Source organism: Phenylobacterium sp. (assembly GCF_016793285.1).
GTDB lineage: Bacteria > Pseudomonadota > Alphaproteobacteria > Caulobacterales > Caulobacteraceae > Phenylobacterium.
In genome coordinates this window covers 1-20,817 of sequence record NZ_JAEUMO010000248.1, presented here as the reverse complement: position 1 = coordinate 20,817, position 20,817 = coordinate 1, and the positions used below count along the sequence as shown (strand labels likewise).

General features: G+C 70.9%; 21 protein-coding genes and 1 pseudogene. 12 read left to right on the top strand and 10 right to left on the bottom strand.

Features of this window, described 5'->3' with window-relative positions; translation table 11 throughout:
- Window positions 1-2 precede the first annotated feature (2 nt).
- The gene (gene uraH, locus JNL41_RS21120; RefSeq protein ID WP_293478153.1) at window positions 3-344 is read right to left on the bottom strand and encodes a hydroxyisourate hydrolase; all 342 of its coding nucleotides are present in this window, start codon (window positions 342-344) and stop codon (window positions 3-5) included.
- Window positions 345-455: 111 nt separating this feature from the next.
- Between uraH and puuE the strand changes: the two genes are divergently transcribed.
- The 4 genes from puuE to alc are packed head-to-tail and all read left to right on the top strand — an operon-like array spanning window position 456 to window position 3,628.
- On the top strand, window positions 456-1,367 hold the full coding sequence (puuE, locus tag JNL41_RS21115; protein ID WP_293478152.1) for an allantoinase PuuE: 912 nt from the start codon (window positions 456-458) through the stop codon (window positions 1,365-1,367).
- The gene (locus tag JNL41_RS21110) at window positions 1,357-2,166 is read left to right on the top strand and encodes a dienelactone hydrolase family protein (RefSeq protein WP_293478151.1); all 810 of its coding nucleotides are present in this window, start codon (window positions 1,357-1,359) and stop codon (window positions 2,164-2,166) included. The genes puuE and JNL41_RS21110 overlap by 11 nt, the downstream gene beginning before the upstream one ends.
- On the top strand, window positions 2,163-2,636 hold the full coding sequence (gene uraD, locus JNL41_RS21105; RefSeq protein ID WP_293478150.1) for a 2-oxo-4-hydroxy-4-carboxy-5-ureidoimidazoline decarboxylase: 474 nt from the start codon (window positions 2,163-2,165) through the stop codon (window positions 2,634-2,636). Before JNL41_RS21110 ends, uraD begins: the two co-directional genes overlap by 4 nt.
- An 8-nt stretch (window positions 2,637-2,644) precedes the next feature.
- Window positions 2,645-3,628, top strand: coding sequence for an allantoicase (gene alc, locus JNL41_RS21100; RefSeq protein ID WP_293478149.1), 984 nt, complete (start codon window positions 2,645-2,647; stop codon window positions 3,626-3,628).
- Between the two features lie 11 nt (window positions 3,629-3,639).
- Here alc and JNL41_RS21095 read toward each other — a convergent pair whose 3' ends face one another.
- Window positions 3,640-3,993, bottom strand: a complete 354-nt coding sequence (locus JNL41_RS21095) for a DUF1428 domain-containing protein (protein ID WP_293478148.1) — start codon at window positions 3,991-3,993, stop codon at window positions 3,640-3,642.
- A 185-nt stretch (window positions 3,994-4,178) separates the two neighbouring features.
- Between JNL41_RS21095 and JNL41_RS21090 the strand changes: the two genes are divergently transcribed.
- The 3 genes from JNL41_RS21090 to upp are packed head-to-tail and all read left to right on the top strand — an operon-like array spanning window position 4,179 to window position 7,253.
- Window positions 4,179-5,435, top strand: coding sequence for a GTP cyclohydrolase II (locus JNL41_RS21090; RefSeq protein ID WP_293478147.1), 1,257 nt, complete (start codon window positions 4,179-4,181; stop codon window positions 5,433-5,435).
- Window positions 5,436-6,599, top strand: coding sequence for a DUF1688 family protein (locus tag JNL41_RS21085; RefSeq protein WP_293478146.1), 1,164 nt, complete (start codon window positions 5,436-5,438; stop codon window positions 6,597-6,599).
- Between the two features lie 24 nt (window positions 6,600-6,623).
- Window positions 6,624-7,253, top strand: coding sequence for a uracil phosphoribosyltransferase (gene upp, locus JNL41_RS21080; RefSeq protein ID WP_293478180.1), 630 nt, complete (start codon window positions 6,624-6,626; stop codon window positions 7,251-7,253).
- A 220-nt stretch (window positions 7,254-7,473) separates the two neighbouring features.
- Here upp and JNL41_RS21075 read toward each other — a convergent pair whose 3' ends face one another.
- Window positions 7,474-8,643 carry a CoA transferase gene (locus JNL41_RS21075; RefSeq protein ID WP_293478145.1) on the bottom strand — a complete coding sequence of 390 codons (1,170 nt, stop codon included), beginning with the start codon at window positions 8,641-8,643 and terminating at the stop codon, window positions 7,474-7,476.
- A gap of 129 nt (window positions 8,644-8,772) precedes the next feature.
- Here JNL41_RS21075 and JNL41_RS21070 point away from each other — a divergent pair, with 129 nt between their 5' ends.
- Window positions 8,773-10,041, top strand: a complete 1,269-nt coding sequence (locus JNL41_RS21070) for a TetR/AcrR family transcriptional regulator (RefSeq protein WP_293478144.1) — start codon at window positions 8,773-8,775, stop codon at window positions 10,039-10,041.
- 54 nt (window positions 10,042-10,095) lie between these two features.
- On the opposite strand, the gene JNL41_RS21065 is transcribed toward JNL41_RS21070, so the two are convergent.
- Window positions 10,096-11,121, bottom strand: a complete 1,026-nt coding sequence (locus tag JNL41_RS21065) for an alpha/beta fold hydrolase (protein ID WP_293478143.1) — start codon at window positions 11,119-11,121, stop codon at window positions 10,096-10,098.
- Between the two features lie 179 nt (window positions 11,122-11,300).
- Here JNL41_RS21065 and JNL41_RS21060 point away from each other — a divergent pair, with 179 nt between their 5' ends.
- Window positions 11,301-12,788 carry an MFS transporter gene (locus tag JNL41_RS21060; RefSeq protein WP_293478142.1) on the top strand — a complete coding sequence of 496 codons (1,488 nt, stop codon included), beginning with the start codon at window positions 11,301-11,303 and terminating at the stop codon, window positions 12,786-12,788.
- A gap of 80 nt (window positions 12,789-12,868) precedes the next feature.
- The gene (locus tag JNL41_RS21055; RefSeq protein WP_293478141.1) at window positions 12,869-13,375 is read left to right on the top strand and encodes a helix-turn-helix domain-containing protein; all 507 of its coding nucleotides are present in this window, start codon (window positions 12,869-12,871) and stop codon (window positions 13,373-13,375) included.
- On the opposite strand, the gene JNL41_RS21050 is transcribed toward JNL41_RS21055, so the two are convergent.
- The 5 genes from JNL41_RS21050 to JNL41_RS21030 form a co-directional block, all read right to left on the bottom strand.
- Window positions 13,372-14,082, bottom strand: coding sequence for a YceI family protein (locus tag JNL41_RS21050; protein ID WP_293478140.1), 711 nt, complete (start codon window positions 14,080-14,082; stop codon window positions 13,372-13,374). The two genes, JNL41_RS21055 and JNL41_RS21050, sit on opposite strands and share 4 nt — an antisense overlap.
- A 95-nt stretch (window positions 14,083-14,177) precedes the next feature.
- A complete protein-coding gene (locus JNL41_RS21045; protein WP_293478139.1) occupies window positions 14,178-14,582 on the bottom strand; it encodes a helix-turn-helix transcriptional regulator in 405 nt (134 codons plus the stop codon).
- Between the two features lie 196 nt (window positions 14,583-14,778).
- On the bottom strand, window positions 14,779-15,744 hold the full coding sequence (locus JNL41_RS21040; protein ID WP_293478138.1) for a hypothetical protein: 966 nt from the start codon (window positions 15,742-15,744) through the stop codon (window positions 14,779-14,781).
- A gap of 91 nt (window positions 15,745-15,835) precedes the next feature.
- Window positions 15,836-17,875 carry a S9 family peptidase gene (locus JNL41_RS21035; protein ID WP_293478137.1) on the bottom strand — a complete coding sequence of 680 codons (2,040 nt, stop codon included), beginning with the start codon at window positions 17,873-17,875 and terminating at the stop codon, window positions 15,836-15,838.
- Window positions 17,876-18,028: 153 nt separating this feature from the next.
- On the bottom strand, window positions 18,029-18,796 hold the full coding sequence (locus JNL41_RS21030; RefSeq protein ID WP_293478136.1) for a LytTR family DNA-binding domain-containing protein: 768 nt from the start codon (window positions 18,794-18,796) through the stop codon (window positions 18,029-18,031).
- Window positions 18,797-18,949: 153 nt separating this feature from the next.
- Here JNL41_RS21030 and JNL41_RS21025 point away from each other — a divergent pair, with 153 nt between their 5' ends.
- Window positions 18,950-19,570: a DUF2306 domain-containing protein gene (locus JNL41_RS21025; RefSeq protein ID WP_293478135.1), complete on the top strand. Its 621-nt coding sequence runs from the start codon at window positions 18,950-18,952 to the stop codon at window positions 19,568-19,570.
- A gap of 66 nt (window positions 19,571-19,636) precedes the next feature.
- Entirely contained in the window at window positions 19,637-20,287 is a 651-nt protein-coding gene (locus JNL41_RS21020; protein ID WP_293478134.1) for a glutathione S-transferase family protein, read from the top strand.
- A gap of 148 nt (window positions 20,288-20,435) precedes the next feature.
- Here the strand turns inward: JNL41_RS21020 and JNL41_RS21015 are convergent.
- Window positions 20,436-20,817 (bottom strand): annotated as a pseudogene (locus JNL41_RS21015) (elongation factor G); the annotation flags it as partial.

Genomic DNA, 20,817 nt, shown 5'->3' with positions numbered 1-20,817 from the left:
CCTCAACTGCCCCGGTAGGTCGAGTAGGCGAACGGGCTGACCAGCAGCGGTACGTGATAGTGGCTCTCCGGCTCGTCGACGCTGAAATCGACGACCACGGTCTCCAGGAACGACGGCTGCGACAGCGGCACGCCCATGTCGCGGAAGTATTCGCCGACGTCGAACTCCAGCCGGTAGCCGCCCGCCCTCAGCGCCGATCCGGCGAGCAACGGCCTGTCCAGCCGGCCGTCGAGGTTGGTCACCGTCGCCACCAGGGTCTCGGCGCCGCGCAGCAGGCGCAGCGACATGCCCGCGGCGGGCCGGCCATGCATGGTGTCGAGGACGTGGGTGGTGAGGCCGCTCATTCGAAGTCCAGCAGTCGGCCGTCCAGATTCCGCGCTCGGGCCGCGAATTGCAACCGTCGCGCAGGATTGCGACGCTGCATGCCGCCCGAACCCCTGCTAAGCGGTCGATCCATGCCCGAGACGTCCTATCCGCGCGACCTGATCGGCTACGGCAGGGACCCGCCGCACGCCCGCTGGCCCGGGGGCGCGCGCATCGCGATCCAGATGGTGCTGAACTACGAGGAGGGCGGCGAGAACTCGGTCCTGCACGGCGACCCGGGCGCGGAGACCTTCCTCTCCGACTTGATCGCCCCCGCGCCGGTCCTGGGCGCGCGGCACATGTCGATGGAGCAGATCTACGAGTACGGCGCCCGCGCGGGCGTGTGGCGGCTGCTGCGCCTCTTCGAGCGTTACGGGACGCCGGTGACGGTGTTCGGCGTGGCCATGGCGATGGAGCGCAACCCGGCCGTCGTGGAGGCGATGCTGGAGGCCGGCCACGAGATCGCCAGCCACGGCTGGCGCTGGATCAGCTACCAGGACGTGCCCGAGCGGGTGGAGCGCGAGCACCTGCACCGCGCCATCGAGATCCACAGGCGGCTGACGGGCGAGCATCCGCTGGGCTGGTACGCCGGCCGCACCAGCCCCAACACGCGCAAGCTGATCGCCGACGACGGGGGATTCCTCTACGACGCCGACGACTACTCGGACGACCTGCCGTTCTGGACCGAGGTCAACCGACGGCCGCACCTGATCGTGCCCTACACGCTGGAGGCCAACGACATGCGCTTCTCGGGCGGCGGGCTTGCCACGGGCGAGCAGTTCTTCGGCTACCTGAAGGACGCGTTCGACGTGCTCTACGCGGAGGGCGCCGAGCGGCCGAAGATGATGAGCGTCGGCCTGCATGGCCGCATCGTCGGGCGGCCGGGCCGGATCGCGGGGCTGGAGCGGTTCATCCGCTATGCGCTCGAACACGAGGATGTCTGGTTTGCCCGGCGCGTCGAGATCGCCCGGCACTGGCGGGAGACGTATCCCCATGGCGGCTGAACCGATGGCCTTCCGGACGTCCTACGTGGCGTTCCCCACCCGCGACGGCCTGACCGTGGCGGGTCAGCTTCGCGTGCCGCTGGTCGAGCCGGGCGCGGCGCCGCCGCAGGTCGGCGCGGTGGTCGTCTGCCATGGCTCGGACGGCGTCGACGGCCGCGGCGGCTTCCACATCTCAGCATTGAACGCCGCGGGGATCGCAACCCTTGAGGTCGACATGTGGGCCGCGCGCGGGACGGTCCGCGGCGCGGCCGGCAGGCCGTCGTCCGTGCCCTCGACCCTGCCGGACGCCTTCGCCGCGCTCGCCTTCCTGGCCCGGCAGCCCGAGGTGGACCCCAGGCGCATCGCCGTCGCCGGGTTCTCCTGGGGCGGCGTCGTGAGCCTGCTGAGCGCCACGCGGGCCAACGTGGCGGCGCATGCCGAGCCCGGGACCGCCTTCGCCGCCCACGCCGCCTTCTATCCCGCGCTCTGGAGCTACAACCGCGCGCCCGGCCACGACTTCGCCGACCTCGCCGGAGCGCCCGTGCTGATCCAGGCGGGCGGAGCCGACGCCTACGACGACCCCGAGGTCTGCGCGGGCTTCCTCGCCTCCCTCGCGCCGGCCGACCGGGCGCGCGTGGAACTCGTCGTCCACGAGGGCGCGACCCACGCCTTCGACCGCGACCTGCCGGCGAAGGTCATCACCGATCCCTACGCGCACAAGGGCAAGGGCGGACCGGTGCCGTTCGAGTTCCATCCGCAGGCCGCCGCTGCGGCGCGCGCGAACCTGGTGGCGTTCCTCGAACGGGCCTTCGCCGGATGAGCCGCAAGCTCTCGCGCGCGGAGTTCCTGGCCCGGTTCGGCGCGGTCTACGAGGCCTCGCCCTGGGTCGCCGAGGGCGTCTGGCCCGACCCGCCGCACGACCGCGAGCAGCTCGCCGCCGCCATGGCCGCCGTGGTCGACGCCGCGCCGCGGGAGAAGAAGCTGGCGCTGATCCGGGCGCACCCGGAACTCGCCAGCCGCACCGCGATGGCCGAAGCGTCCGTGAAGGAGCAGGCCGGCGCCGGCCTCGACCGGTGCAGCGCCGAGGAGTTCGCCGCCTTCCGCCGCCTGAATGCGGCCTACAATGCGCGCTTTCAGTTCCCTTTTGTCTACGTGGTGAAGGGTGCAGAACGAGCGGAGATTCTGGCCGCCTTCGAGGCGCGCCTCGCCAACGACCTCGAGACCGAATTCGCGACGGCCATCGCCCAGATCCATCGGATCGCAAGCCTGCGCCTCGCCGACCTGATGTGAGCCCGCCGATGTTCGACGACCTGCGCCGCCGGTACGTGGACCTCGCCCAGCCTCGCCTGGGCTCGGAGGTGGTGTTCGCCACCGACGACTTCTTCGCCGACAAGGCCCGGCTGATCGCGCCCGAGCCACCGGTCTTCATCGCCGGCAAGTACGACGACAACGGCAAGTGGATGGACGGCTGGGAGAGCCGCCGCAAGCGCGGCCCCGGCCACGACTGGTGCGTGATCCGGCTCGGCGTCGCGGGCCGCGTCGCCGGCTTCGAGATCGACACCAGCCATTTCACCGGCAACTACCCGCCCGGCGCCGAGGTCGAGGTCTGCCGGTCGGACGAGCCGAATCCGGCGGCGGGTTGGGTGAAGGTGACGCCGCGCGTCGACCTCCACGGCGACGACCGCATCTACGTACCGGTCGACCACGCCGAGCCGATCACCCATGTCCGCCTTCACATCTATCCCGATGGCGGCGTGGCGCGCCTGCGCGTCTGGGGCCGGGTCGAACCCGACTGGGGCGAGGTGGCCGACGGCGCCGTCGTCGACCTGCTGGCCGTCGCCAACGGCGGGCGCGGCATCATCGCCAACGACGAGCACTACGGCGCTGTGGGCAACCTGACCGCGCCCGGCCGCGGCGTGAACATGGGCGACGGCTGGGAGACGCGGCGGCGCCGCGAACCCGGCCACGACTGGGCGATCCTCGAACTCGGGACCTTCGGCCGGGTGGGCGAGGTCGTGGTCGACACCGCGCACTTCAAGGGCAACTATCCCGACCGCTGCTCGATCCAGGCCACGCGCCGCGCCCACGGCGCGCCCGACGAGATCGCCGCGCAGGCCGAAGCCTGGCCGGTTCTGCTGCCCGAGGTGAAGCTTCAGGCCGACACCGTCCACACGTTCCGCGACGAACTCGCGGACCTCGGCGCGGTCCGCTTCGTCCGCCTGAACATCTACCCCGACGGCGGCGTCAGCCGCCTGCGGCTGAACGGGACGGTCGTGCGCTAGCGTCGGCCGCGTCAGGCGCTTTCGTCGTGAATCGGCGTGAAGCCGCCGAAGATCATGCGGGCGCCGTCGAACGGCATCTCCATGCCCGACATGCGCTCGTCCTCCATCATCCGCTTGTTGGCCGCGTCGCGGACCGCCCTGGAGGGGTATTCGACCCATGCGAAGACCACGACCTCGTCGTCCTTGGCCTTCACCGCGCCCTTGAAGTCGGTGACCTTGCCGTCGGGCACATCGTCGCCCCAGCACTCCACATGGCGGATCGCGCCGAACTCCCTGAAGAGCGGCCAGGCCTTCTGCGCCATCTCGAGATACTTCGCCTTGTTGGCCTTGGGGATCGCCAGGACGAAGCCGTCGACGTAGGTCATGTCAGTGTCTCCGATGTGATGCCCGGTCGGCCCGGCCTCTTGAAGACGCGCGGGCGCGGGTCGTTCCGACACCGCATAGAGGATTTGTTGCCAATTCCGCGCACTAGGATCACTGTTCGCTCTCAAAGGCCCTGCGCCGGCGAAAACCGGGCAGGGCCTTTTCGACTCTGGAGGTCACGCCACGCATGTCCGGCAACAGGACATCCCACATCCGTCTGACCTCGCACCCGGGCGCCGGGACCGCGAGCCGCTTTCCGCTGCACTGGGACGCCGCGACCGCCCGTGAGCGCGGCCCCGTGGTCGCCACCGCCAACGCCGGGTCCGACCGCAACGCCATCGGCGCGCACGGCGGCGCCTATTCCGTCTACCGCGCGCTCGCGGTGGCCTCGGGCGCTATGGACCCGATGGTCCGGCCCGAGCTGGTGAACACCCATCCGGTGGTGGCGCTGGGCCCGCATCCGCAATGGCGCGAGCCCGGCAAGATCGTCTCGATCGACCCCTGGGGCGCCCGGATCGCCGAGGACTTCGCGCCCGAGATCGCCGAGGGCGTCGACATCCGCCCGACCATCGCGGTCACCCGCGCGCGCATCGACCTGCCCGAGATCCACGAGGCCGTCCGCAAGGGCCGGCTGAAGCCCGACGGCAAGGTGCTGCACGACAGCGGCGACGTCGCCGTGACCAAGGCGGCCATCGACCCGGTCTGGCATCTCCCCGGCGTGGCCGCCCGCTTCGGCGTGGACGAGCAGACGCTGCGCCGCACCCTCTTCGAGCAGACCGGCGGCATGTATCCCGAGCTGGTCACCCGGCCCGACATGCAGGTGTTCCTGCCGCCGATCGGGGGCATCACGCTCTACATCTTCGGCGACGCGACGAAGCTGGGCGACACGCGCGTTCCGCTCACCTGCCGCGTCCACGACGAGTGCAACGGCTCGGACGTCTTCGGCTCCGACATCTGCACCTGCCGGCCCTACCTCACCCACGGCATCGAGGAGGCGACGCGGCAGGCCCAGGCCGGCGGCACAGGGCTGATCGCCTACAACCGCAAGGAAGGCCGGGCGCTGGGCGAGGTGACGAAGTTCCTCGTCTACAACGCCAGGAAGCGCCAGCCGGGCGGCGACCAGGCGGCCACCTACTTCGAGCGGACCGAGTGCGTGGCGGGCGTGCAGGACGCGCGCTTCCAGCAACTGATGCCCGACGTGATCCACTGGCTGGGCATCCGCCGGATCGACCGGTTCGTGTCGATGTCCAACATGAAGTACGACGCGCTGGTGAACGGCGGCGTCGAGATCGGCGAGCGCGTGCCGATCCCCGACGACCTGGTCCCGCCCGACGCCTCGGTGGAGATGGAGGCCAAGAAGGCCGCGGGCTACTTCACGCCGGAGGGCGCGCCGAGCGAGGACGACCTCCGGAAGACCGTCGGCCGCGACCTCAAGGAATTCTAGTTGTCGGAAGCTGCTGAAGCCCGCCGCCTGCTCACCGCGGCGGCCGTGCGCGAGCGGGCGCATGAGATGCTGGCGTTGGCCGAGGCGGGGAGGCTCGCCGAGTGGCGGCTGGACCTCGACCGGCTGGAGATCGCCGCCGACCTCACCGTCGAGACGGTGCGGACCAACTATCCGGACCTCGACGTGCCGTTCCACGCCCGCTGGCGGCACTTCGTCGTGGAGGGCCGCGACCTGTGGGCCGAGGCGGAGAAGCCGGCAGACCCGAAGGAGCTCGGCCGCGCCGCCTTCGACCTGGTGATCCCCTCGGTGCTGCTGGACGCCGGCGCAGGCGCGGCGTGGCGCTATTGCGACGCGGCCACCGGCGCGGTGCTGGGGCGATCCGAGGGTCTGGGCGTGGCGTCGCTGCGGCTCTTTCAGTCGGGGGCGCTGTCGGCCGATCCGGCCGATCCGCTGCGCGCCGACGGACTGGCGAAGGTGGACGCCGCGATGATCGCGCAGGCGTTCCAGGTCCGCGACGACAACCCGCTGGTAGGCCTCGAAGGCCGCGCCGAACTGCTGCGCCGGCTGGGCGACGCGGTGGGCCGGCCGGGCGCGCTGTTCGATGTCATGAGCAAGCACGCCGAGGGCGGGCGGTTGCGCGCCCCGGTGATCCTGGAGGTGCTGCTCCAGGCGCTGGGGCCGATCTGGCCGGGCCGCCTGAGCCTGGGCGGGCGGCCGCTCGGCGACTGCTGGACCCACCCGGCCGTCGACGGCTACGTGCCGCTGCACAAGCTCAGCCAGTGGATGAGCTATTCGCTGATCGAGCCGCTGGAGGCGGCGGGGATCGAGGTCGTCGACGTCGACGGGCTGACGGGCCTCGCGGAATACCGCAACGGGGGCCTCTTCGTGGACACCGGCGTCCTGCAACTGGCCGATCCGGCCGACGCCGGCCGCGCGCATCCCGTCGACGGGCCGTTGGTCGTGGGCTGGCGGTCCCTGACCGTGGCGCTGCTCGACAGGCTCGCGCCGCTGGTCCGCGCGCGGCTGGGGGTCAGCGCCGCAGCGTTCCCGCTGGCGCGGGTGCTGGAGGGCGGGTCGTGGGCCGCGGGCCGGCGCATCGCCCGGGAGAAGCGGGCCGACGCGGGCCCGCCCATCGCCGTCATCTCCGACGGCACGGTTTTCTAGAGGGACTTGCGCATGGCTCGGGCCATCAAGGGCGTCACCGTCGTCGACCACCCGCTGGTGCAGCACAAGCTGACCCTGATGCGGAAGAAGGACACCTCGACCAAGAGCTTCCGCCAGCTCCTGAAGGAGATCGGCTCGCTGCTGGCCTACGAGGTCACCCGCGACCTGCCGCTGGAGCAGGTGGAGATCGAGACGCCGCTGACCGCGATGCGGGCCCCGATGCTGGCGGGCAAGAAGCTGGTGTTCGCGCCGATCCTGCGCTCGGGCATGGGCATGCTGGACGGCATGCTCGACCTGGTCCCGGCGGCTCGCGTGGCCCACATCGGCCTCTACCGCGACCCGGCGACGCTCAATTGCGTGGAATACTATTTCAAGGCGCCGGCCGATCTCGCCGACCGCAGCGTGATCGTGATCGACCCGATGCTCGCCACCGGAAACACCGCCATCGCCGCGGTCGACCGCCTGCTGGAGGCCGGCGCGAAGGATATCCGCATGGCCTGCCTGCTGGCCTCTCCGGAGGGACTGTCGAAGTTCCAGGGCCACCACGCCGCGGTGAAGGTCTGGACGGCGGCGGTCGACGAGCGGCTGAACGACCACGGCTACATCCTGCCGGGGCTGGGCGACGCGGGCGACCGCATGTACGGCACCCGCTAGCCGCAAAACCGGGCGCCGCGGCGCGGTGCTGCCGCGATCCTGGGCGATCGGCGGGAAGTTCGACCGCCTGACGCCACCGTCGTTGCCGGCCCGCCACGAGGGGGCGCCAATGGGTTCAGCCCTTCCGGGGCGTTCTCCTTCCTCGACCTCGGGCCGCGCGGCTGACCCTGCGCGGCCCGTTCTGTCCGGCGGCGGAGCGCATTGCGGCCAGGCGTGTGCCCTACAGGATCGCGGCGATCTCGTCGGGGGTGAGGCCCGCGGCCTCCAGAACCTCGCGCGTATGTTCGCCGAGCGCCGGCGCGTGGCGGCCCACGGCCGGCGCGCCCTCCGGGAACCGCACCGGCGTCGCGGCGCCGCGGAACCTGCCGCCGAGGCCGTCCTCCAGCTCCACGAAGCAGCCGGCGAGTTCGGCGCGCTCGGACGCGGCGTGTTCGGCCAGCGTGCCCAGCGGGCCCCAGGCCACGTCGAGTTCGTTCAGCCGCTCGCCGATCTCCTCCAGCGTGAACCGGGCGAAGCCTTCGTCGCAGATCGCGCGCGCCTCGCGGACGATGTCCATGTCGAGCATCGGGATCTCGAAGCGCGGATCGGCCACCACTTCGGGGCGGTCGATGGCGATCATCACATTGGTGAAGCAGTTCACGTTCTTGGGTACGATCACCAGGTGGCGGTCGTCCTTGGTGCGGAAGAAGCCCGAAATCGCCACGGGACGGTCGTCGCGCGGGCCCGCGGTCTGCACCTCGCCGTAGTAGAGCTGCAGCGCCAGGTCCCAACTGATCGCGTAGCTGCCGGCGCGCAGCAGGCTGGTCTCCACGAGGCGGCCCTTGCCGGTCGAGTGCCGCTCATGCAGCGCCGCCAGGATGCCGGCCACGGTCGTGATCGCCGTCACGTGGTCGCCGAAACCCGGGCGGGACGGGAAGGGCTCCTGGTCGGTCGGGATGGTGGCGCGCGCGACCCCGCTGCGGGCCCAGAAGGCGGTGATGTCGAAGCCGCCCTCGTTGGCCCAGGGGCCGGTCAGGCCGAAGCCGGTGACGGCGGCGTAGATCAGTCTGGGGAAGGCGCCCTTGAGACTGTCGTAGTCGAGGCCGATCTTCGTCAGCGAGCCCGGCCGCGTGTTGGTGACGAAGACGTCGGCGTCCTCGAGCAGCCGCTTCAGGGCCGCACGGCCCTCGGGCTTCGTCGTGTCGAGCACGACGCCCTTCTTGCCGCGGTTCTCGTTAGCGTAGATCGGGCTCTGGCCGTTCGCGGGGTTGGGGAAGAAGGTGCGGGTGACGTCGCCCATCGGGCTCTCGACCTTGATGACCTCGGCGCCCCAGTCGGCCATCACCGCGGCGCAACTGGGCCCCGCCACCCAGGTGGACATCTCCACGACCTTCAGGCCTTCCAGCAGCATACGAACCTCCGACGCGACGCACGCGCCACCTAACCGCGCGCCGGGGCCGCCGACAACTCGACGCGCCGCCGGATGACCCTGCGGCAGGGGGTGATGGAGACCGCAGCGCTTTTTCGGTAGAAGCGTGACATGTCAATGACGGGCCATGACGCGGGCGGCGACGGCGAGGCCGGCGGCGACGAACCCGCAGCGCGGCGGCCGACGCGCCGCTACGAGGCCAGGCGCGGCGCCATCGTCCGCTCCGCCGTCGAGGAGATGAACCGAAAGGGCGTGCGCGGCATGACGCTCGGCGACGTGGCCGCCCGTCTCGACCTCGTGCCCACCGGCGTCATCTACTACTTCAGGAACAAGGAAGACCTGGCCGCCGCCGCCTTCCTGAAGGGCGTCGAGGCGTATGGCGACCTGATCGCTGCCGCTGCGGGCGAGCCGACGCCCGAGGCGCGCCTCTCCGCCTTCATCCGCGGCTACTTCGCCCATGCCCGGCGGGTCGACCTGGGCGAGGCCGATCGCCTGCCTGTGTTCAACGACGTGCGCGCGCTCAACTGCGAGCCGGTCAACGACGCCTATGTCGGGATGTACCGCGCCTTCCGCGGCCTCCTGGCCGGCAAGGGCGACCTGCCACGGCTGCACCGCAACGCCCGCGCGCACGCGCTGCTGAGCCAGGTGTTCTGGATCTGCGCCTGGCAGCACCAGGCCGAGTGCGCCGACTTCCCGCGAACCGCCGACCGGATGGCCGCGATCCTGACCCGCGGCCTGATGGCGAAGGGGGCGGCGTGGCCGCAGCCGAAGCCGCTGGACCTGTCGCGCGCCGACGCGCCGATCGCCACCTCGTCGTCAGAGCAGTTCCTGCGCGCCGCCACCCACCTGATCAACGATGAGGGCTATCACGGCGCCTCGGTCGAGCGGATTTCCGCCCGGCTGAACGTCAGCAAGGGCGCGTTCTACCACCACAACGAGACCAAGGACGAGCTGGTGGTCGCCTGCTTCCAGCGCACCTTCGACCTGATGTGGCGCGCGATCCACGCGGCGGAGCGGGCCGGCGGATCGGGCCTGGAGGTGCTGGTCTCGGCGGTCTCGGCGCTGATCGAGCACCAGATGAGCGGCGCGGCGCCGCTGCTGCGCACCTCGGCGCTGACGGCGGTGCCGGAGCCGATCCGGCTCGGCCTGCTGCAGCGGTTCGACCGGCTGTCGTACCGGCTGGCCTCGATCCTTTGCGACGGGATCGCCGACGGCTCGGTCGCGCCGGTGGACGTCAACATCGCCTCGCAGGTGATCAGCTCGGCGATCAACGCCGCGGCGGAACTGCACTACTGGACGCCCGGCATGGCGGCGGACGCGGTGGTGGCCCACTACGTCCGGCCGCTGTTCGAGGGCCTGGCCTCGCCCGCCGCGACCTGAGCCAACCGAACGCCATGGCGGGGGCGGGGATGACGTTCCTGAACGGGCCGCGACTTACTTCAGGTACTGGTCGAACCACTGGATCGCGAGGTTCACCGCCTCCTCGCGCTTCTCGCCATAGACGCCATAGTGGGCGATGCCGGGGAGCGTGACCAGCTTCACCGGGCCCTTCACGCGCGTGCTCGCCAGGATGGCGTTCGGGCGGTTGTCGAACAGCTCCTCCTTCTCGGCGATGATGAAGAGGCTGGCGGCGCGCACATCCTGGGCGTCGTCGCCCGGGGTCCAGCGCAGGAACTTGTCGCCGATGGGCGCGCCGATCAGGGCGCCGACGACCTGCGCGCCGGGTTCGGGATAGCCGACCTCGCCGCGGGCCATCCTGGCGGCCTGGGCGCGGGCGCCGGCGGCCGTCGGGTTCGGCGCGCCGGGCGGCGGGCTGGAGGGCACCGACCCCACCTGGCTGACCAGCGCCTTCACGCGCTCGTCGCGCGCGGCCACATAGACTACGATGCCGCCCGAGAAGCTGGAGCCGCGGATGCCGATGCGGTCGGGATCGACGCCCGGGTCGGCGGCCGCCCAGTCCAGGACGTTGAACCAGTCCTGGGTCTGCTCGGACGGGTCGACGTAGCCGCGCACGGCCTCGACCTCGGCGGTGAAGCGGCGGCCGGGCGGCAGGGTCGGCTGTGGCCTGGTCAGGATCACCCGGCTGTCGCTCTCGCCCCAGCCCCGGTAGTCGAAGGTCAGCACCTGGTAGCCCGCCCGGGCGAGCTGCACGGCGTCGGCGCGGAAGCCCGAGGCGGTGCCGCCCCAGCCGTGCGCCATCACGATCGTCGGCAGCCTCTGGCCCACCCTGGCCTTGGGCGTGAACATCTCGCCGTGCAGGCGCACGCCTTCGCTGAGGATGCTCACGCTTCTGAACGCGACGTCGTCCGGCGCCTGGTACTGGGCCGCGCGGCCGGTGGGCCAGGTGGCCGGATCGGCCGGGTTGCGCTTCGGGACGGTCGGCGCCTGCGCCGCGGCCGCCGTCGTCACGATGAGCCCCAGGATCAGGCCCAGGCTCATCCGTTTGCTGAAAAACCTCATCGCTCGCCTCCCGCCTCGTCGTCGTGTGGATGATACCAGATACTCAAACGTATAGCCGAGGCGCCTGATATCCGTGTGTCGTACCGGACATTCAAACCGGATTGACGCCGCCCGGCGCCCCGTCCACGTTGCACCAACGGCCAGACGGCGGAAAGCCGCGAAATCCGGAGGATCGCCCCTTGCCCACCGACCTCGCGGCGCCCGCCCATGCGCGACGCCTCAGCCTGCCCACCCGCATCTTCTACGGCTTCGGCAGCGTGGCCTTCGGGGTCAAGGACAACGGCTTCTCCTATTTCCTCGCCTTCTTCTTCGCCCAGGTGCTGGGGCTGCCGGCGAAGGAAGTGGGTTTCGCGATCATGCTGGCGCTGATCCTCGACGCCTTCGTCGACCCGATCGTGGGCCAGCTCTCGGACAACACCCGCTCGAAGTGGGGCCGCCGGCACCCGTGGATGTACGGCGCGGCGATCCCGGTGGCCGTCTCCTACGCGCTGCTCTGGAACCCGCCCGCGGGGCTCGGGCACGCACAGCTCCTGATCTTCCTGTTCGCGGCCGCCGTGCTGATCCGCAGCTTCATCAGTTGCTACGAGATCCCGTCCGCCGCGCTCGCCGCCGAGCTGACCACCGAGTACGACGAGCGCACGCGCATCCTGGCCTACCGCTACCTGTTCGGCTGGGTGGGCGGGCTGGCGATGTACGGCCTGGCGCTGTTCGTCTTCCTGAAGCCGACGTCGGAGTACTCCGTGGGCCAGCTCAACCCGCAGGGCTACGCCAACTACGGCCTCTTCGCCGGCGGCCTCATGCTGTTCGCGATCCTGGTCACGTCCATCGGGACGCACCGGCAGATCCCCTACCTGCGCGATCCGCCGCAGCAGCGGGTGACCCTGGGCCGGCTGGCCCGCGAGTTCGTGGGCACCATGGCCAACCGGAACTTCGCCTTCATCCTGCTCTCGGCCTTCTTCCTCTACGCGGGCATCGGCCTGGGCTTCGCGATCAACCTCTACTTCTCGACCTACTTCTGGGAATTCAGCGCGCTGCAGATCGGTCTCTTCACCTTCTCCAGCCTGACCGCCGCGATCCTGGCCTTCCTGCTCGCGCCGCGCCTCGCGGCCCGCTTCGAGAAGCGCACCGTCGCCATGGTGCTGTTGCCCGTGGGGCTCGCCTTCGCCATCGGACCGATCGTGCTGCGGCTGATGGGCCTCTGGCCGGAGAACGGCACGCAGACGCTCTTCGTCACGACCTTCATCACCAACATCTTCGCGGTGGGCCTGGGGATCGTCGCCAACATCCTCTTCTCCTCTATGATCGCCGACGTGGTGGAGGATTCCGAGCTCAAGACCGGACGGCGGCAGGAGGGCGTGTTCTTCGCCGCCATCGCGTTCGCCTCGAAGTCCACGACCGGCTTCGGCATCTTCGCCTCGGGCCTGATCATCTCGACGATCAACTTCCCGACGGGCGCGAAGCCGGGGACCGTCGACGCCTCCATCCTCTCGGCGCTGGGCCACGTCTATGTGCCGACGCAGATCGTGCTCTACGGCACGGCCACGGCGCTGCTGCTGGGCTATGGCATCAGCCGCGCCAGCCACGCCGAGACGCTGCGCAGGCTGGCCGCCGCCGCCGACCTCGTCGCCGAGGGCGAGCCGGCGTCGGCGACGGGCAAGCTGGCGTAAGGAGAGGGGCGTCCCCGGACGCTCCGCCCGAAACGAACGAAGTTGCGTTCGCAGCAACCAGTGCGAATATGCAATCAGTCATGGCCGAGTCCCACGCGCTTCGCTCCGGGTGCCCGATCAACCTCACGCTGGAGATCCTGGGCGACCGGTGGAGCCTGCTGGTCCTGCGCGACCTGATGTTCGGCAACCGCCGCCACTTCCGCGAGCTGCTCGGGAAGTCGGAGGAGGGGATCGCCTCGAACATCCTGGCCGACCGGCTGAAGAAGCTGATGGCGCAGGGGATGATCAGCCGCGCGGACGATCCGACCCACAAGCAGAAGGCCATCTACAGCCTGACCGAGCGCGCCATCCAGCTCGTGCCGATCATGGCCATGGTGGGCGGCTGGGGCCGCCGCCACCTCCCGGTGAGCGAGGAACTCTCGATCCGCGCCGAGCTGCTGGAGGCGGGCGGCCCGGCGATGTGGGAGGCGTTCATGGACGAGCTGCGCGTGCTGCACCTGGGCGCGCCCGGCGGAGGCCGGTCGGTTCTCGCGGAGCTGCAGGCGGCCTACGAGGCGGTGGTGGCCAGGAACGCCGCCCGCTACTAGCCTTTCGGCGGCGTGGCCGGCGCGGACTGCACCGGCGGCGGGTCGGCCATCTGGAACTCGGTCTCGACGATCACCTCGACGTCGTCGCCGACGCCCAGGTTGGTCCCGGGCGCGGGGATGCCGTAGCTGATGCCGAAGTCCGAGCGCTTGAAGACGCCCTGGGCCGAGAAGCCGATGCGACCGCCCGGATCCATGGCGTTGGGCTTGTAGCCGCCGTTGAAGGTGGCCTTCAGCGTCACCGGCCGCGTGACGCCGTGCAGCGTCAGGTCGCCGGTCAGGTCGGCGGTGTTCGGGCCGGTCGGCGTCACTTTCGTCGACCTGAACGTGATGGTCGGATACCTGGCGGCGTCCAGGAACGACGTCTCGACCTCGGCGTCGAAGTCGAGCTCGGCGGGCTTCGGGTAGTTGGTCTGCAGCGACGTGGCGTCGATCGTGACCGCGACGCTCTGCGCCGCCGGGTTCGCCGGATCGAACTTCAGCGTCCCGTCCATCTTCGTGAAACGGGCGGTCCACTTCGAGAAGCCCAGGTGGCTGACCCGGAAGTTCACGCTCGTGTGGGCGAGGTCCATCCGGTAGTCGCCGGGCAGCGCGTCCGAGGCCGGCGCGGCCGGCGCGGCCGCGGGCGCGGCGTCGGTCTTCTTCGCGCTCGGAGCCTGCGAGCAGGCGGCCAGGGCGGTGGCGGCGACGAGGATGGTCACGAGGCGCATCGGGAAGCTCCGGGAGGCAGGTTCATCTGTCCCCTCAAGGACGCGGACGCCAGTCCGTTCCCGACAACGGCCGTTCGAATTTCGCCCCGGCGCGATCAGACCTCGTCGGCGACGACGCGGACGAGTTCGACGATCTTGCGGCGGATGGCCGGCTCGGCGATGCGCGGGAAGGCGGCCATCAGCTCGATGCCTTCGCTGGAGCACATGAACTCCTGCGCGGCGTTGCGCTGGGCGGCGGCGGCTTCCTGGTCGCCCAGGCCGTCGTAGAAGTAGGCCACCGGCGTCTTCAGGGCCGCGGCGATCTCCCAGAGCTTCGAGGCCGACACGCGGTTGGCGCCGCGCTCGTACTTCTGCACCTGCTGGAAGGTGATGCCGAGCGACTCGGCCAGCCTTTCCTGGCTGACGCCCATTTCCTTGCGGCGCATGCGGATGCGCAGGCCGACGTGCCGGTCGACCGGATGCGGCCCGTCACCGCGCCCGGATTCGGCTGGCCCGGTCATGGGCGCGCCACGAAGCTCGCGTTCCAGAGGTCTCGTCATTTGCCCCGACCAGGTGATGCGGGGACCGCGCCACCCCCCGATGGGCGGCCCCCGCGCCTGTACCTCCCCCGAGGTACGCCGATAGGTTGAGGCATGGCGGAGCGGTTGGAAAATTGAGGGCTACCCATTTTGGGGGGTAGCCGCGTTCTCGTTTCGGTCAGGCTGCGCCCCTGAGGGACAATATCTCGCGGTTCCACTCGGTCAGAACGCCAAAATCTGCCAATCCGGCGTACAAACGGTGCAGGTGCGACTGATTGTCCATCATGTACTGGATGAACGGTTCGCGGGCCAGAATGCGGCCAGGGACCACGATTCCGTTCTCCCTGCGTTCGCATCGGTCGGCGTCCAGCAGGCGCTGGATATGGCGCCGGACGGTCTCCTGCGGAATGCCCAGGCGTTCCGCCAGCGCGGTCGGCCGGATGGGGCTGCGCCGGTCGTCCGGAACGAAGGCCTCGGGCGACCAGCCGGCGTCGGCGTCGCCGCCCTCGCTGTCGGCCAGGTGCTCGGTGTTGGCGTGGATGACGTCCATCAGCACCAGGCCGGTGACCAGGTCGCCGACGTGGAGGGTGATCGGGTCGGCGAGCCGCAGGAGGTAGTCGGCCGACAGGCGCATCACCAGCCGGAGTGGCGGGTTCTCGGCGTCGAAGCTCGGGGCGCTGGGTTCGGGCAGGTCTTCGCAGAGACCGATGCCGCGCAAGCGGACGTAGAGGTTGCGCACCAGGCCGTACTGCGCCTCGGCGCTCATCCGGTAGAACGGAGAGGAGAGGGGCGCGGCCGGCAGGATGACGCCCTTGGGGACGCTGATCACCACGCCCAGCCCGACGAGGGTCGCGATCCGCCGGCGCACCGTCTCGAACGGGAGGCGCAGCGAATTGGCGACCGCGCTGATGCTGACCGGGCGGCGGAGGTCGTCGGGCGGCGGCTGGTCCAGGGCGGCGTAGCGGCGCTGGAGTTCGGGACTGCGCGAAATCTGGGCCACGTTGGCCTGGGCGATGGCGCACAGCAGCAGGCCGTCGATCACGTCGCGGCCGAACCCGCCCAGCTTCACGAGATCGAGCGCGAAGCCGTTCGCCAGGCGCCCCGCCGCGCGGATCGAACTGTGGGGCGTGGAGGCCCGGGTCATGCTCGTCTGCCCCAACAACAGGCGTGTCTGACTCGATATAGACCATGTTCGCGGAGCCTTGGCATCCCGCCGGCGCCGCGATGCGGCGGGGCTACCTGTAGCGTTCGAACCAGGCGACGATCGCCTGCGCCTTGGCCGCCGACTGCGACGGCCGGGCCGCGATGCCGCCGTGGCTGGCGTCGGGCACGCGCACCAGCGAGGTCGGCACGCCCCGGAGCTTCAGCGCCGTGAAGTACTGCTCGGCCTCGGATGGCGGGGTGCGGTTGTCGTCCGTGCCGACGACCACCAGGGTCGGCGTCTTGACGTTGCCGACGAGGCTGAGGGGCGAGCGGGCCCAATACCCCTGCGGGTCCTCCCACGGCATCTTCCCGAACCAGTAGTCGGCCATGAAGGTGTAGCCGTCGGTGGTGAGCACCTGGCTGGTCCAGTTGATCACCGGCTTCTGCGTGGCGGCCGCGCGGAAGCGGTCGGTCTTGCCGACGATCCAGGCGGTGAGCGCGCCGCCGCCCGAGCCGCCGGTCACATAGAGGCGGTTCGGATCGACGAAGCCCTTCGCGACGGCGGCGTCCACTGCGCTCATCAGGTCGTCGTAGTCGTGGCTCGGGTAGTTGCGGTCGATCGTGTTGGCGAACTCGTCGCCGTAAGAGGTGGAGCCGCGCGGATTGGCGTAGACCACGACGTAGCCGGCCGCCGCGTAGAGCTGCATGTCGGTGGCGAAGGTCGGGCCGTAGGCGCTGAACGGGCCGCCGTGGATCTCGAGGATCAGCGGGTACTTCTTCGACGGGTCGAAGTCGGGCGGCGTGACGATCCAGGTCCCGATCGGCCTCTTGTCGTAGCTGGAGGTCACCGCCAGAGGCTCGACCTTGCCCAGCGCGCGGCCGGCGAGCAGGTCGGCGTTGAGGTCGGTGAGGCGGGTGGTCTTGCCGCCGCGCCAGACCGCGAGGTCGGCGGGACGGTCGCTCGCCCCCTGCGTGAAGGCGACAACGCCGCCCCGGCCGACGGAGTAGGCGCCGCCGGCGTAGGGCCGGTCGAGGCTGTCGCCGCCCAGACCCCGCACCACCGTCTCGACCTTGCCGTCCAGGCCGACGCGCGCCACCTGGGTCGCACCCTGGTCCTCCACCTGCACGTAGACGCTCCGGCCGTCGGCGGCCCACTGGGGCGAGCCGACGCTGCGGTCGAGGCCGCCGGTCAGGACGCGGCTGTTCTTCCCGTCGCTGTCCATGACGTAGAGGCGCACGTTCTCGTAGCCACGCTTTCGGGTGTCGTCGTAGCCCACGTAGGCGATCCTGGAGCCGTCGGGGGACACGGCGGGCGCGCCGTCCGGGCCGACGCGGTGGGTGAGGCGGGCCAGCGCGCCGTCGGCCACGCCGACCGCGTAGATCTCGGCCTCGCCCGGATCGCGCTCCCAGTTCTCGGCGCGGTTGGTCGAGAAGTAGACCTGCCGGCCGTCGTGGCCGAAGGCGATCGGGCCGCCGGCGTCGAACTTGCCGAAGGTGAGCTGACGCGGCTGGCCGCCGTCGGCCGAGACGGCGAACACCTGCCGGTAGCCGGGCTTCAGCAGCCCCTCGCCGTCGGCGCGGTAGATCATCCGGTCGATGACGCGCAGGGGCTCGGCCCACCTGGCGCCCTCGGGCTTGCGGATCGGCGCGCCCAGCGGCTTGCCCTCGTCGAGGGTCAGCATGGTGAAGGCCAGCGTCTTGCCGTCGCCGGACCAGGCGATGTCGTTCGGCGCCTGCTCCAGGGTCGCGACCTTGGCCGAGCGGCCCGAGGCCACCCAGCGGACGTAGAGCTGCGCGCCGTCCGGGCCCGCCGCGACATAGGCCAGCCGCGAGCCGTCAGGCGACCAGCGCGGCGAGAGGTTGGCGTTCCCGTCGACGACCAGCGGCGTCTGCACGCCGCTCGCCGCGTCGACCAGCCAGATCGAGCGCCCGGCCCGGTCGGTCATGATGTCGTTGGCGACCCGGACGTAGGCGACCGCGCCGCCGTCCGGCCGGACCTGCGGGTCGCTGGCCTGCTGCAGCCCGAAGAGGTCGCGCGACCCGAAGGTCCGCGTCGGCCCGTCGGCGACCTGCGCATACGCCCCGCCCGCGGCCGCCAGAAACGCCGCGCCCACCAGAACAGCCAACCGCATCGAAGCACTCCCCAGCGCTGAATCCGCGCAGAGAAAGGGGTGGGCCCGCGTTTGTCCAGCGACGAAGCGCGAACGGGCGTCCAGGCGTGGCGCGTCCGGCCGGGGCTCCCTTCTGCGTCGTGCGAGGTTCAGGCCACACGGCGCGCGCCGCGCTCAGAACCAGCCGGCCGCCTTCAGCGCCGCGGCGTTGCCCCGGCTGATCGGCGCCTTCAGCCCGCACTTAAGCGTCGCCTCGCCGCGGCCGCGGAGCCACTTCACGTCCTCGATGGCGTCGGCGGCGATCCACCACGACCGATGGGTCTGGAAGCCCTTCGCGCCAGCCAGTTCGGTCACGGCGTCGCCGAAGCGGGCGGTGATGAGTTCGTCGCCGGCGTCGGTGTGGACACGCAGGTAGTGGTCCTCGGCCTCGACCGCGATCAGGGTGGCCTCGCGTCGCTTCGCCGAGAGCCGCTGGCGGAAGGCGGCCAGCGGGTCGGCCGGCGGCTCCTCGGGCGCGGCCATGGCGCCGGCCGGCGCTTCCGCCCACACGAGCTGGCGCAGGCACATGGCCGCGAAGCAGACGACGAACACCTGGAACCACGGCTCTGCGATATGGCGCGGCGTCAGCCGCATCCCGGCCAGGATGTTGTTGGCCAGGGCCACCAGCATGGTCACGGGCGGGGTCATCAGGGCGCTGGAGGCCAGCAACCGCGGCCAGAAGCCCGGCAGGAGGCGTCTCACGGGCGTGTCGATCGCGATGCCGATCGCCCCGCCGCCCACCATGCAGAGCTGCCAGTAGACCACCCGCTCGAACAGCGACCGCTCGGACGAACCGAACGGCCCGAGCAACGCCATCACGATACCGATGGCGGCCCAGAGGCCGACGTCGGCGGCCAGGCGCGTCCAGAGGCGGGCCCGGAACGGGGCAGGTGTCGTCGTCATCGCGTCTCGTGCGAAGATTCGTTCGCGTGAACTCTGCCACGAATGGCGAAACGGGCGGAACCGTTCGCGCGCGGACGGCGCCGTTCGCGCATCCGCCCCTTGGCCGGACGCGGGCTCCGGGCATCGTGGGCGCGACAGTCGATGGAGCCCGCCATGACCCGCCGCACCGCCCTCGCCAACGCCTGGGGCCTCGCCGCCTTCCTCAGCGTGGGGGTCGCGATCTTCTCGTACCGCCTGCTGCTGCCGGGCCAACCGATCGTGTCGCCCGACATCCTGGGGAACCTGTTCGCGCGGCCCTGGCTGGCCGTGCATGCGCTCGGCTCCGCGACCGCGCTGCTCGTCGGCATGTTCCAGTTCCTGCCCGCCGTGCGGCGCGCCAGGGGCCTCCACCGGTGGCTGGGCCGCATCTACGCGGCCGGCTGCATCGTGGGCGGAGCGGCCGGTCTGGTGATGTCGTTCGGCTCGACGGCCGGCCCCATCGCCGGCCTCGGCTTCGGCCTCCTGGCGGTCTGCTGGATCTACGCGACGACGCAGGCCTGGCGCTTCGCCCGCGCGCGGCGGTTCGACGAACACCGCCGCTGGATGATCCGCTCGTTCGCCATGACATTCGCGGCCGTGACGCTGCGGCTCTACCTGCCGGTCGCGCCGATGCTGGGCTTCGATTTCATGGACGGCTACCGGCTGACCGCCTGGGTCTCGTGGATCCCGAACCTGATCGTCGTCGAACTCTGGATGCGCCGGCGCGCGGTCTTTCGGGCGCCCGCCGCTGCCTGACGCCACGCTGCTGACATGGCCCTGTCAGCAGGCCGGGCGTTTAGTGCGGGTCAGAAGGAGCCCCCCATGTCCGACCTCGTCTTCTACACCAACCCCATGTCGCGTGGCCGCATCGTCCGCTGGATGCTGGAGGAGGTAGGCCAGCCCTACGACACGAAGATCATGACGTGGGAGACCGGAGCAGCGAAGTCGCCCGAGTACCTCGCGATCAACCCGATGGGCAAGGTGCCGACGGTAGTCCACGGCGGGACCGTGGTGACCGAGTGCGCCGCCATCTGCGCCTATCTCGCCGACGCCTTCCCGCAGGCGAACCTGGCCCCGCCGCACGGCAGCAAGGACCGCGGACCCTACTACCGCTGGCTCTTCTTCGGCGCCGGGCCGATCGAGCAGATGGCGTCGTTCCGCGCGCTCGGGATCGAGGTGCCGCAGGACCAGCGCGGCATGGTCGGCTTCGGCTGCCCCGCCGATGTGCTGAACACGCTCGAAGGCGCGCTCGAGGGCCGTGACCATCTGGCCGGCGGCCACTTCACGGCCGCGGACCTCTACATCGCCTCGCACCTCGCCTGGGGCATGCAGTTCGGCACGATCGAGGCGCGTCCGGCCTTCCAGGCCTACGTCGCCAGGCACACGGCGCGGCCGGCCTCGCAGCGCGCCACCTCGATCGACGACGGCTTGATCGCGGCCGCCCAGCAGCCGGCTACCGAACCGGCCGAATGAGGTCCCACCTGTTCCCGTAGAGGTCCTTCCCCAACGCGGCCGTAGGGCTCGTGGCGCGGGGCCTCCAGGAACCGGACTCCGGCCGCGGCCATCCTCCCCTGGGTCGCGGCCGAAGTCGTCCGGCTCGAGGAACGTCGCGCCCTCGCCTCTACGCGCCCGGCCGCGCGCCTTGCGCCGCTTCTTCGGCCGCCTTGCCGTGGAGCTCGCTCATGTGGTCGAAGTCGGCCTCGAAGGCGCCGAGACCCTGGGTGAGGCCCCGCAGTTCCGCGATCAGGCCCTGCCGCTCGCTCTGCGGCAGGTAGGCTTCGATCTGCTCCCAGCCGCGCCAGTCTTCGCGCGGGGCGAGTCCCAGGATCTGGCCGCGCCGGGCCGTCAGGGCCGAGGTCACATGGCTGGCGCTGGGCGAGGGCGAGTAGACCGTCAGCTTCTCGATCGGCTCCAGCAGGATGGTGCCGGTCTGCTCCATCGCCTCCTCGATCGCCAGGCGTCCCACGGTGCGGAACGCCATTTCCGAGCTGTCGACCGCATGG

Coding starts and splice junctions, on each gene's coding strand:
- uraH (WP_293478153.1), bottom strand. CDS start 344: ATGAGCGGCCTCACCACCCACGTCCTCGACACCATGCATGGCCGGCCC.
- puuE (WP_293478152.1), top strand. CDS start 456: ATGCCCGAGACGTCCTATCCGCGCGACCTGATCGGCTACGGCAGGGAC.
- JNL41_RS21110 (WP_293478151.1), top strand. CDS start 1,357: ATGGCGGCTGAACCGATGGCCTTCCGGACGTCCTACGTGGCGTTCCCC.
- uraD (WP_293478150.1), top strand. CDS start 2,163: ATGAGCCGCAAGCTCTCGCGCGCGGAGTTCCTGGCCCGGTTCGGCGCG.
- alc (WP_293478149.1), top strand. CDS start 2,645: ATGTTCGACGACCTGCGCCGCCGGTACGTGGACCTCGCCCAGCCTCGC.
- JNL41_RS21095 (WP_293478148.1), bottom strand. CDS start 3,993: ATGACCTACGTCGACGGCTTCGTCCTGGCGATCCCCAAGGCCAACAAG.
- JNL41_RS21090 (WP_293478147.1), top strand. CDS start 4,179: ATGTCCGGCAACAGGACATCCCACATCCGTCTGACCTCGCACCCGGGC.
- JNL41_RS21075 (WP_293478145.1), bottom strand. CDS start 8,643: ATGCTGCTGGAAGGCCTGAAGGTCGTGGAGATGTCCACCTGGGTGGCG.
- JNL41_RS21070 (WP_293478144.1), top strand. CDS start 8,773: ATGTCAATGACGGGCCATGACGCGGGCGGCGACGGCGAGGCCGGCGGC.
- JNL41_RS21065 (WP_293478143.1), bottom strand. CDS start 11,121: ATGAGGTTTTTCAGCAAACGGATGAGCCTGGGCCTGATCCTGGGGCTC.
- JNL41_RS21055 (WP_293478141.1), top strand. CDS start 12,869: ATGGCCGAGTCCCACGCGCTTCGCTCCGGGTGCCCGATCAACCTCACG.
- JNL41_RS21050 (WP_293478140.1), bottom strand. CDS start 14,082: ATGCGCCTCGTGACCATCCTCGTCGCCGCCACCGCCCTGGCCGCCTGC.
- JNL41_RS21045 (WP_293478139.1), bottom strand. CDS start 14,582: ATGACCGGGCCAGCCGAATCCGGGCGCGGTGACGGGCCGCATCCGGTC.
- JNL41_RS21040 (WP_293478138.1), bottom strand. CDS start 15,744: ATGACCCGGGCCTCCACGCCCCACAGTTCGATCCGCGCGGCGGGGCGC.
- JNL41_RS21035 (WP_293478137.1), bottom strand. CDS start 17,875: ATGCGGTTGGCTGTTCTGGTGGGCGCGGCGTTTCTGGCGGCCGCGGGC.
- JNL41_RS21030 (WP_293478136.1), bottom strand. CDS start 18,796: ATGACGACGACACCTGCCCCGTTCCGGGCCCGCCTCTGGACGCGCCTG.
- JNL41_RS21025 (WP_293478135.1), top strand. CDS start 18,950: ATGACCCGCCGCACCGCCCTCGCCAACGCCTGGGGCCTCGCCGCCTTC.
- JNL41_RS21020 (WP_293478134.1), top strand. CDS start 19,637: ATGTCCGACCTCGTCTTCTACACCAACCCCATGTCGCGTGGCCGCATC.